This is a genomic window from Solibacillus sp. FSL H8-0523 (assembly GCF_038051985.1).
Taxonomy (GTDB): Bacteria; Bacillota; Bacilli; order Bacillales_A; family Planococcaceae; genus Solibacillus.
The window spans coordinates 3,925,261-3,937,038 of sequence record NZ_CP150291.1; the positions used below are offsets into that span (position 1 = coordinate 3,925,261).

Sequence of the window (11,778 nt, forward strand, 5' to 3'; positions counted from 1 at the left end):
TGAAAGCGCCAAATCGTTTTTTTAAAATTTTTATACGTCCCTATCCACCAAATAATCGAGTAGCAATTGCCACGTAGCTACCTTTTCATCAAATGATTTTATATTCTTTCCTGGAATCGGGCTTGTGGATGGCATTTTTTCATAAGACCGCTTCTCTAGTACCTCTAATCCTACATGCTTTTTAAAGACGTCAAAGCTTTTGCCACCATTAAATAACACAAGTTGGATTTGTGGATACGTTTCGAAAAGTGTTTCAAAATCATTCGGCACTTCATTTTTAATCGTGGCGTCTAAACTCCCTTTACGCTCACAGCTTGCGATCGAATCCCATAGTCCAATTTTTTTCGAGCGTAGTAAAGCAATTCGTTCCTCATAGTTTTCAGGAATGGCTATTTGAAAAAGCTCACCAATTATTGGCCAAAAATGATTTCGTGGATTGCCGTAGTATTGCTGTTTCTCAAGTGACTGTTTCCCAGGCATCGAGCCAACGATGAATACACGTGTTTGTTCATCAACAATTGGCGGTAAAATATTTTTTATTGGCTGCATGCATTCACGCTCCTTCTACATACAAGTAGTATAATGAAGTGCTTGCGTCAGCACAAAAAGGAACGTCCCAAAATTTCTTTTGGCACGCCCCTCTTTGAAAAAGTAGTCCAATTTTTTACTGTTTAATCTGAACTTTTTGGATTTGGTAAATACCTGTTGCATCTACTGAGAAGCCTGTTACATTTTTCGCATAACCTGTTAGATACGCTTGGTGATGGATAAATGCAGCGGGTGCTTCTGCATTAACGATGTCTTGTGCTTGTTTGTAAATATCTGCACGTACCGTTTCATCTGTTTCTATACGACCTGCTTCTAATAGCTTATCTAGCTCTGCATTACTGTAACGTGTACGGTTGTTGTTCCCTATATCAGATGAATGGAATAACGGATAAAGTGCGCCGTCTGCATCTCCTGTTGAAGGAGCCCAGCCAAGCATGAACATGTCATGATCGCCTTTAGATGTTTTTTCTAAATACGCGCCCCACTCCATTACTTCAATCGTTACTTCAACATTTACTTGTTTTAATGCTTCTTGCATAATTACCGCAATTTGTTGACGTTGCGGGTTATCATTTGTCCAAATCGTTGTTTTGAAGCCATCTTTAAAGCCTGCTTCTTCTAATAGCTTTTTCGCTTCATCTACGTTTGTCGTTTGCTTTGTAATGTCTTCTGAATAACCCCAAACCATTGGAGATAATGGGCCAAATGCTTCTACACCAAAGCCATCATACACACCATTTAAAATTGCTGAACGGTCGACAACTTTCGAAATGGCTTGACGAACTTTTGCGTTATCAAATGGCGCTTTTTCTGTGTTAAAGCCTAAATAGGAAATCGATACAGACGGTTGCTTTAATACAGAAGCAAAACCTTCTACTAGTGGTACTTCAGTTGGTTGAACTGGATCGATAATATGCGCATAGCCAGCTTCTAAATCAGCTGCACGTGTTGCACTTTCTGGTACCGTTTTAAATACTGCTGCATCGTAAGCAACTTGCTCACCCCAGTATTCGGTATTTTTCACTAAACGGATTTCTTGACCTGGTGACCACTTTTCTAACTTTAAGAAACCTGTACCAATTGGACTTTCGTTACCATAAGCACGAGCGTCACCACCCGATTCCATGCGTTTGTAATCTTCTTCAATCACAGCTGGACTCATAATATTACCGCCCGGATGTGTTAAAGCAAACAATAATGGTCCATATGGTTTTTCTGTTTTAATTTGTACCGTATACGCATCTACCACGATCACTTCTGTAATCGGTTCGAAGTTAGTTAGACGTGGTGAGGCAATTTCTGGATCACGTAAACGATCTAAGTTAATTTTTACAGCTTCCGCATTAAAGTCTGTGCCGTCATGGAATTTTACACCTTGACGTAATTTTAACTGTAATGTTAAATCATCAACGTATTCCCAAGACTCTGCTAGTAACGGCTCGATATCACCTGTTTCAAAGTTACGTACAACTAACGTTTCGAAAATATTACGTTGTACGTTTGAAGATGGCACGTCATTTGAACCGTGTGGGTCTAACTCAACTGCCTCTGATAATACTTCAATGACTAGCTCGCCACCTTGTGCGTTGTCTGTCTCTGTGTTCGTATTTGTATCTGTTGCAGTCTCTGTTTCCGTACCAGAATCTGTTGTCTTATCTGTGCTTTCATCATCGTTACCACATGCAGCTAACACTAAAACTAGAGCAAATGTTAATAAAATCAAAATTCGATTAAACTTCATATCCATTCCTCCTAACATTTCATAGCTAAACTGAATTTTCAGTTTTTTATATCGTAACGTTACCGCATTTAAATTGCAATACTATTTTCAGATAATTTGTATTTGTTTACTAGGTTTATTTAATACTATCTAGTAAGTTATTGCATTATATATTTCCTATACCCAAAAAAAGAATCACATTATACATGTGATTCTTTTGCAAATTGTTTTTCGTATACAATTCTTCCTGCTACAACGGTTTTAAGCGCGGTCGTTTGCAAAATTTCTTCTGCCGTACATGTTAATAAGTCCCGATTTAAAATTGTAAAATCTGCATCATAACCAGCTTTAATAAGCCCGCGCTCTGATTCCTTACAAATAGCCTGTGCACTTCCAAATGTATACATCTTGACGGCTTCAAAACGCGTCAGCTTTTGTGCTGGCGTATAACCTTCATGCGTAGCGCTCGGCTTTTTACGTTCGACCGCTGCATAAATCGTTTCAAACGGGCTGATTCCTTCAATCGGCGCATCTGTACCAGCAGCGCAAATGAAGCCCTCATCTAAAAACGTTTTCCATGCATACAGATGCCCTGTACGCTCATGCCCTAACTTATCTAATACCCACGGAAAATCAGAGGATACAAACGCTGGCTGTAAATCTAAAATGACCGGTAGCTTTTTCATACGCGCTAATTGTTGCTCTGATACATAGCAGCAATGAATTAACCGATCGCGCTTGCCTTGTGGTACTGGGTACTTTTCTAAATAGGTAAGCACTTGTTCAACACCCGCATCCCCAATTAAATGAATCGCAACCGCTTCATTATATGTGCGCGCTAACTTTACAAGCGCTTCTACCTGCTCATTTGTATGGATAAGCATCCCTTTATTTTCTGGCTCATTGGCATACGGTTCGAGTAACGCTGCCGTTGAACCACCAAATGAACCATCTGCATAAAACTTCATGGCTCCTGGCTCAATAAACGGTGTGTCAAATAGAACATTGTCTTCTATCATCTGCTCAAATACCGAATGATGGCGCAGTAAATTCACACGGAAATGCTTACGCTGTCCCACTGTGCGGTGGTATGCCGTTAACGGATTTGTGTACGTACCGAAATAGCCCATTTCCTCTGTATGGCCACCCGTTAATCCGTAACGGTGCATATCTTCAATGGCAAGCTCTAGGGAATGTACGAGACTCTCTATATACGCCTCGCCTTGCTGTTGAAATGTTTCTGATATCACCTGCATCGCTTGTTCGTATAAGAGCCCATTTAAATGTCCGTTACTATCACGGCCGAACTTACCGCCCGCAACATCTTTAGTGGCTTCTGACACACCAGCTCGGTCAAATGCAGCTGAATTACAAAGGGCAACGTGGTGACAAATACGATTTAAATATACTGGGTTCGTCGTGATTGTATCTAGCTGTTCTTTCGTTGGGACGCTCCCGTCGAAAAATTGATTTTCATTCCAGCCATCACCGATTAGCCATTGTCCGTTCTCTAGCTTACTTGTAGCCTCCTGAACGCGCTGTAAAAGCTCCTGGCCACTCGTTACAGCCGTTAAATCCAAACGTTTTAGTTTTTCCCCGTGACCAATCATATGCAAATGACTATCGACAAAACCCGGGTACATGACTGCCCCCTGTAAATCGAGTATTTCATCTGCTAATGGCTGCAAATCTTCGAGCGTTCCTGTCGCAAGTATCTTCTCGTCTTCTACAAGTACAGCCTGAACGATTTCTCCTTCTTGTTCCATCGTATAAATCATGCCATTTGTCCACAGTTGCTTCATTGTAGTGTCCCCCATTCTACATATCAAAGTCTTGTCGTTTGTACGGCTCCCCGATGTTCATATGATCTAAAATTGATTCATATGAGCCTTTATGAATAAACGTAATTTCCTTTAACTCCGGAAAATTTTCAAAATATGATTTTGTTAGTGTTTCCACAAACATGGCTGCCCCTGCTGAGCCTTGAATCGTATACACATCATCGCCTAAATTTAAAATCAGACTCTGATTCTCCTGTTCAAATGTATAATCTAGTAGTACAACTTCATGCTCATTAACATTTTTAAAAATAAACGGCACTAAATTGGCGTCATTGCCGGTAAATTCGATTTCATAAGGCATGGTATATTCCGCATTACCATCTGCTTTATAAAGTAAAATTGTTTCTGATTGTTGTAAGTTTCCTTGCACTGTATCCGGTGTATTTTCCTTGGTCCCACAAGCTGCTAGCATAGCGCTCATTACGAGTACAAATAATAGCTTTTTCATGCCTTCAACTCCCTATGATTATTTTAACCATTACGATAGCTAATATAGTCGTAATTTTCAAATTAAAACCCCCTTCCTACTAAATGAGCAAAGGGGGCAATTGATTATTTAATATAGCTTCGAATTTCTTGAATAATGTCTTCTAATTCACGGTCTGTCGTTTGAATGCGAATGAATTCACTTTCTAGTGCATTAAACTCTTCCACAAAACGTTGACGTAATGCTTCATCATTTAATTGATCATCTAAGAAACCACGACCGCGCGCGTCTAAACGCATTTGGCGCTCGCCTTCTTCTACCTCCAAATAGAAAATATAGTCGGGCTTACGTATCGAATAAAGTTCAGTTTCATATTCATATTTCGCATCAACACCTTTTGCGCGGTGTGATACGACTGTATCGATGAAGTGACGAATGCAGTAAATGTTGCCATCATGCTCCGCCATTTTTTCATTAATAACTGTTGTTAACTGCACATTTGACGCTAAGTAGTATAAATAGTGTGCTGTTGGTGATTGATGGAATAACTTTTCATCGATATCATGACGATTTGATGAAAACGGATAAGGTGGTGATTTTAATAAGGATGAACCTAGATCCTCAAAATGTAACTGATCGCCGACTGTGCTTGTGCCACAGCCATCTAAACCTGTAATAACAACTAACTTCCCCATAACAGTCATCTCCTTTTATTCATCAAAAATGTACCATATTTAGTGAATTAGGTAAACGAATCTTGGAAGACTGTTAGTTTTTTGTCACAACATTTTTCCTAGCTAACTTAATGATAGAAAATAAAATGTTTTCTAAATATATTGACAACATTTATTCACTAATCTAATATTAAGGAACACTAAATATTCTAAAACAGGAAAAGGAGGCTATGACCATGATGATCCCGATTGTAAAATTACACACAAACCATACAACATCATATGAGCCTACCCTTACCCTTTGTTTTAATTGTGCATGCGTACGTAAATAAAAGGCACAGGTATGGACGTACCTGTGCCCTTTTTCGTTTTGACACCTTTTCGAAAAATCGGATAGGTGTCTTTTTGTTTATTTAAACAAAAAACGATGCCCATTTAGTGTAAAAAAACTTAAGGAGGGCTTTGTATGACGACTTTCATGCAGCGAAAACTATTAAGACAGGATCTCTATGATGATGGGTAGCTACCCTAGCGAAACAACAAAGAAAGAAGGTACACAGTAAATGTTCAATGTATTTATCAAACTGAAATGGTTTTTAAAAGAGTACCGCAAACAATATACGCTAGCGATTACATTGCTAATCCTAGCTAGCTTCATCGAAGTATTACCACCTTGGATTTTAGGTGAGGCCATCGATTTAATGACGAATGGCAATATGGACAGCACACAGCTATTCAAATATGTAGGCTTCATCCTACTAGCAGCAGTCGGAAGCTACGTGCTTAACTTTGTTTGGCAATATCAGCTCTTTGGCGGCTCGATTGCCTTAGACCGTATTTTACGCAAAAAGCTAATGCACCAATTTTTAAATATGACGCCAACGTTTTATGAAAAAAATCGTACAGGTGACTTAATGGCCAAAGCAACAAACGACTTAAATGCCGTAACGTTAACAGCGGGCTTTGGGATTATGACGTTAATCGATTCAACCGTATTTATGGCGCTCATTATTTTAGCGATGGGCTTCTTTATCTCATGGAAGCTAACATTCTTTGCGATGTTGCCAATTCCCGTGATGGCAATCATCATTCAATATTTAGGGAAAATCGTGCACGAGCGCTACATGACCGCGCAATCGGCCTTCGGTGAAATGAACGATAACGTCCTAGAATCTGTTGCGGGTACACGTGTCATTCGTGCCTACGTACAAGAGGCAAAGGACGAAGAGCGCTTTAGCGACATGAGCGAAAATATTTTCGCAAAAAACATGCGCGTTGCTTACATTAACGGAATGTTCATGCCAATCACAAAAATCGGAACAGGAATTTGTTATGTCATTGCGCTTGGTTACGGTGCGGTACTTGTATCAAACGGCGAGTTAACAGTAGGTCAACTTGTCTCGTTTAACGTGTATTTAGGATTAGCAATTTGGCCAATGTTTGCCATTGGTGAGTTGATTAATGTGATGCAGCAAGGTAGTGCTTCTTTAGACCGTGTACAGGATACGCTTGAATACGAGGCAGATGTAAAAAACCCTGAACATTCTACTGCTTATACGACACCTAATTCAATCGGATTCTCGGAGTTCACATTCCAATATCCGTTATCACAAGCAAAAAACCTACAGCAAATCTCGCTGAATTTACAAAAAGGGCAAACGCTTGGGATTGTCGGAAAAACCGGTGCCGGTAAGACAACATTCATTCGCCAGCTACTACGTGAATATCCACTTGGTGACGGACACATCGTTATTAATGATACCGATTTAGCACAGATGAACAAAGAGCAAATTCTCGACTGGATTGGCTATGTACCACAAGACCATGTCCTGTTCTCACGTACAATTCGCGAAAACATCCTGTTCGGGAAAGAAGATGCGACGAAGTCTGAAATTGATGAGGCGATTCGTTTAGCAGATTTCGAAAAAGACTTAACGAACTTACCTCTCGGAGTAGAAACACTTGTAGGTGAAAAAGGGGTTTCCCTATCAGGCGGACAAAAGCAACGTGTATCGATTGCACGTGCATTAATTAAAGACCCAGAAGTATTAATTTTAGACGATTCGTTATCCGCGGTAGATGCGAAAACGGAATCAAAAATTATCGAAAACATTCAAACAGAGCGCGCTGGAAAAACGACGATTATTTCGACTCACCGCTTATCAGGGATTCAACATGCCGATGAAATTATTGTGCTAGACGATGGCTTGATTGTAGAACGCGGTACACATGAAGAGCTTCTTCAATTAGGTGGTTGGTACAAGGAACAATACGACCGCCAGCAGCTTGAGGAGGTAGAATAATGAGTACGTCAAAAAGACTTTATTTATACGCAATAAAATTTAAAAAACCGATTTTAATCGGATTATTCCTATTAACACTTGGTGTTTCGACAGATATCGCAGGACCATTTATAGCGAAGTATATTATCGACCATTACATGACTCCAGGTAGTATTGAAGTTGAGCCGATTGCAATTTTATTATCAATTTTCTTCCTACTGTCAATCTTAACGGCTGTGTTCCGCTATGCAATGAACATTTTCTTACAGCGCGGCGCAAACCATGTCATTCAACAGCTACGTAAAGACGTATTCGGGCATATTCAAAAGCTACCCATTGAATACTTCGATAATTTACCGGCTGGAAAAGTCGTAGCCCGTGTTACAAACGATACCGAGGCGATTCGTAACCTTTACGTAACCGTTCTTTCTCAATTTGCCAACAGCTTCATTACCATTGCAGGGGTATATATCGCGTTATTTATATTGAACTGGCAGATGGCGTTAGTTGCGCTTGCTCTAATTCCAATCGTCTATATATGGATGGTACTGTATCGCAAATATGCATCGCAGTACAACCATGTTATTCGTACAAAAATCGCCGACATTAACGCAATGATTAATGAATCCATTAACGGGATGACCATCATTCAAGCGTTCCGTCGTGAAGAACAAATGAAAATTGAATTTGATGAAATGAATGATGAGCATTACGAGTACAATCGTAAATTATTATTCCTTGATTCTGCGACAAGTCATAACTTAGTAAACATTTTACGTTTACTTATGTTTGCCATATTCGTATGGTATTTCGGTACGCAGTCAATGACACTACCAGAAGCTGTTTCAGCAGGTACACTGTATGCGTTTGTTGATTACATCACACGCTTATTCAACCCAATCACAAACATGGTCAACCAATTCTCTCAACTAGAGCGTTCACTTGTTGCCGGTTCTCGTGTATTTGAGTTACTCGATCAAGAAGGTGAAGATGTGAGCCTTGAGCGCATCCCACGCTATAAAGGGAATGTTGTATTTGACAACGTCTCATTCGCTTATAAAAACGATGAATACGTACTAAAGAATATTAACTTTGAAGCAAAACAAGGCGAAACCATTGCCCTCGTTGGTCATACGGGCTCAGGGAAAAGCTCGATTATGAACTTACTGTTCCGCTTTTATGACCCACAAAAGGGTAGCATTATTATTGATGGGCAAGACATTACAAAATTACCGCGCCAAGCGATTCGTGAGCATATGGGTATCGTATTACAAGACCCGTATCTATTTACCGGAACGATCGCATCAAACGTGAGCTTAAACGATAAGCGCATCACGCGTGAAACGGTAGAAAAAGCGTTAGAGGCAGTTGGTGGGGAGCGCGTGTTATCGAAATTTGAAAAAGGCATTGATGAGCCAGTAATCGAAAAAGGTAGCACCCTTTCATCTGGTCAGCGTCAGCTCATTTCATTTGCCCGCGCACTCGCATTTGACCCAGCCATTTTAATTTTAGATGAAGCAACGTCGAATATTGACTCTGAAACAGAGGAAATTATTCAGCATGCGATGGACGTGTTAAAGAAGGGGCGTACTACCTTCATCATCGCACACCGTCTCTCAACAATTAAAAATGCCGATAAAATTTTAGTATTAGACCGTGGTGAAATTGTCGAAGCAGGTAACCACGATGAGCTTGTCGCCCTTGGCGGAAAGTACGAATTAATGTACCGACTTCAATCAGGCGCACTCTCTTCATTATGAACAAAAGCGCTAAAGAGCCCGTTCAGCCCCGACAGACTTTGGAGAGCCCGACGCAAAAGTAAACGTTCTACCACTTTTGCAGGAGGGTTCGAAACGTCCGAGGGGCTGGCGCTTTAGCCTAGACGTAGAAACTTTTATGCAAAATTATCCACAATAATGAACAAAAGCGTATGGAATCTTCAGCTTGAAGACGCCATACGCTTATTTTATTGGATCTTTTTATTTGGCCAATACGACCATTTACCAAACACCGTAATCAGTGCTGGTACGAGCAGTGGACGTACAACAAATGTGTCGAGCAATACCCCTACTGCTGTAACAATACCGAATTGTACTAATAACTGAATCGGTAATGAGGCTAATACTAGGAATGTACCTGCTAAAATTAAGCCGGCTGACGTAATTACGGCACCTGTTGATGCGATACCATTACTAATGGCCTCTTTATGTGGCACACCACGTTTACGGTTTTTCCAAATATCTGAGATCATGAAAATGTTATAGTCATTCCCTAAGGCGATAATAAATACAAAACTATAAAGCGGAATCGCACTAGACATCGCCTCATGCCCTAGACCGTAGTGGATAATTAACCAACCTGCGCCTAATGCGGAGAAGAACGAAATAACAACAGTGATCATTAGTTGAATCGACGTAATAACCGCACGTAAATACACTAATAATACCACGAAAATAATAATAATCATGACGGGTTGGATTAACTTTTCGTCACCAAGCTGTACAACCTTTTTGTCTAATTGTGAGCTTGTTTCGCCGCCAATCCAGAACTCACCATTCGTTAAGTTGCTGTCAGCTAAAATCGTTTTCACGTCTGTCTTCATTTGCTCAACATCATCCATTGCAGCATTTGAATACGGATCTTTATTTAAATCAATTTCGTAGAGCTGCATCGCTTCATTCGTTTCACCTGTACGTACATCTTTTACTAAGCCAACATACGGCAGTGCTGCTAATTGCTCACTAATGTCTAGCTCTTTTCCTTGTGTATCGACAAGTAATTGAACTGGTGCTAATTCACCTGCTGTGAAGTTTTCTTCAATAATGGTGAAGCCTTCACGCGATTGCATATCTTCTGGGAATGAAGAAATTAAATCATAATTATATTTAATGTTTGGTGCATTTAATGCTAAACCAATTAAAATCACACCCGTCACACCAATAACTAACCAAGGTTTTGACGTAACAAATTCCCCAACCATACGCATATAACGGTGATTTTGCTTACGTGGCTTGACTGGCTTGTTTTTCTTTAGTGCATAAGCCTTGTCACCATCAACTGTACGAGGGATGAACGGCCAAAACGCGCCTCGCCCTAAAATACCTAGAACAGCTGGTAATAATGTAATCACGGCAAAGCCTGTTACAAGTACCCCGAAGCTAAACGGAACAGCAAAACGTTGGAACGCCCCGTAGTCCGCTAAACCTAATGTTGCTAGACCAATAACAACCGTTAAACCACTCATGACAATCGCACCCGTTGATTCACGAACAGCTACTGCTAGTGCGGTAAATTTATTTTCTTCCGTTAATAAAATATCACGGTAACGTGTAATTAAGAATAAACAATAATCTGTCCCTGCACCGAATAGCAGTACAATCATAATCGCTACTGCCTGCGCATCCTTATCAATCCAGCCATTTTCAGCCATCGCACCAAGTAATGGGCTTACGACTAAGAAGGCAATCCCCACAACTACTAAAGGAATAACCGCTAAGATTGGCGAACGGTAAATGACAAGTAAAATAACTAAAATAATAACAACTGTCGCAACCATTAATTGAACGTCAGCTGCTTTAAACAGATCTGTCGCATCAACCGAAATCCCTACAGGTCCTGAAAAACGGGCGTGTAAGCCATCCTCTTCTAAATTTGTTTCATATGGATTTTCACCGAATTGTGCCTGTGTTTTTTCTGTTAATAAATTTAAATTTTCTTTAAATACTTCTGTTGTTTCATCTGCTGAGAAAAAGACCGGTGTGACAATCGCCGCGCCATTTTCAGATAGAGAGCCCATTAACGCCTGGACCGGCATTTCGTGGAATGGCGGTATGATTTCCTGTCCTTGTAATGGATTTTCAGCTAAGTCTTTATATAATGCTTGGATATTCGTTAAATCTTGTTCCGTTAAACCTGATTCCTTATACCATGTAATCAGTAGCGGTATGCCACTATCTGAAGCAAATTGCTCTTCAATAATTTGGCCCGCCTTTACAGATGTATAAGTTTCTGGAATCTCTTCTCCAGCGTAGTTTTCTACACTGTTAATTTGCGGGAAAATGAATGCTAGCGCGACAGCAAAAATAAGCCATAAAGCAACAACGACCCAACGCGTATTTTTCCCACCCATGATGCTTCCCCATTTTTCTAATGGATGTTTCGACATCTGTTCAACCCCTTCTTTTATGTTCAATTCGTTTATAACAATTACCTACGATGAATAATACCCATTTTTAAGGTTATACAAACATTGTACACGGAAACGAAAACATTTGACAAGTGTTTT

The 11,778-nt window shown here is 40.1% G+C and carries 8 protein-coding genes; 2 read left to right on the plus strand and 6 right to left on the minus strand.

Features of this window, described 5'->3' with window-relative positions; translation table 11 throughout:
• Positions 1–30: 30 nt before the first annotated feature.
• The 5 genes from NSQ62_RS19635 to NSQ62_RS19655 all read right to left on the minus strand — a co-directional run bounded on the left by NSQ62_RS19635 (position 31) and on the right by NSQ62_RS19655 (position 5,232).
• Complete coding sequence (locus NSQ62_RS19635; RefSeq protein ID WP_341321739.1) at positions 31–549, minus strand: DNA-deoxyinosine glycosylase; 519 nt, start codon at positions 547–549, stop codon at positions 31–33.
• A gap of 115 nt (positions 550–664) precedes the next feature.
• Positions 665–2,290: a glutathione ABC transporter substrate-binding protein gene (locus NSQ62_RS19640; RefSeq protein WP_341321740.1), complete on the minus strand. Its 1,626-nt coding sequence runs from the start codon at positions 2,288–2,290 to the stop codon at positions 665–667.
• 179 nt (positions 2,291–2,469) lie between these two features.
• Positions 2,470–4,071: an amidohydrolase gene (locus NSQ62_RS19645; protein ID WP_341321741.1), complete on the minus strand. Its 1,602-nt coding sequence runs from the start codon at positions 4,069–4,071 to the stop codon at positions 2,470–2,472.
• 16 nt (positions 4,072–4,087) lie between these two features.
• Positions 4,088–4,558 (minus strand): fructose-2,6-bisphosphatase, encoded by a 471-nt coding sequence (locus tag NSQ62_RS19650; protein WP_341321742.1) that lies wholly within the window; start codon positions 4,556–4,558, stop codon positions 4,088–4,090.
• Between the two features lie 104 nt (positions 4,559–4,662).
• Positions 4,663–5,232 carry a hypothetical protein gene (locus tag NSQ62_RS19655; RefSeq protein WP_341321743.1) on the minus strand — a complete coding sequence of 190 codons (570 nt, stop codon included), beginning with the start codon at positions 5,230–5,232 and terminating at the stop codon, positions 4,663–4,665.
• 542 nt (positions 5,233–5,774) lie between these two features.
• Here NSQ62_RS19655 and NSQ62_RS19660 point away from each other — a divergent pair.
• Positions 5,775–7,514 carry an ABC transporter transmembrane domain-containing protein gene (locus NSQ62_RS19660; RefSeq protein WP_341321744.1) on the plus strand — a complete coding sequence of 580 codons (1,740 nt, stop codon included), beginning with the start codon at positions 5,775–5,777 and terminating at the stop codon, positions 7,512–7,514.
• Complete coding sequence (locus tag NSQ62_RS19665) at positions 7,514–9,253, plus strand: ABC transporter ATP-binding protein (RefSeq protein WP_341321745.1); 1,740 nt, start codon at positions 7,514–7,516, stop codon at positions 9,251–9,253. Before NSQ62_RS19660 ends, NSQ62_RS19665 begins: the two co-directional genes overlap by 1 nt.
• A 206-nt stretch (positions 9,254–9,459) precedes the next feature.
• On the opposite strand, the gene NSQ62_RS19670 is transcribed toward NSQ62_RS19665, so the two are convergent.
• Positions 9,460–11,658, minus strand: coding sequence for an MMPL family transporter (locus NSQ62_RS19670; protein ID WP_341321746.1), 2,199 nt, complete (start codon positions 11,656–11,658; stop codon positions 9,460–9,462).
• Positions 11,659–11,778 lie beyond the last annotated feature (120 nt).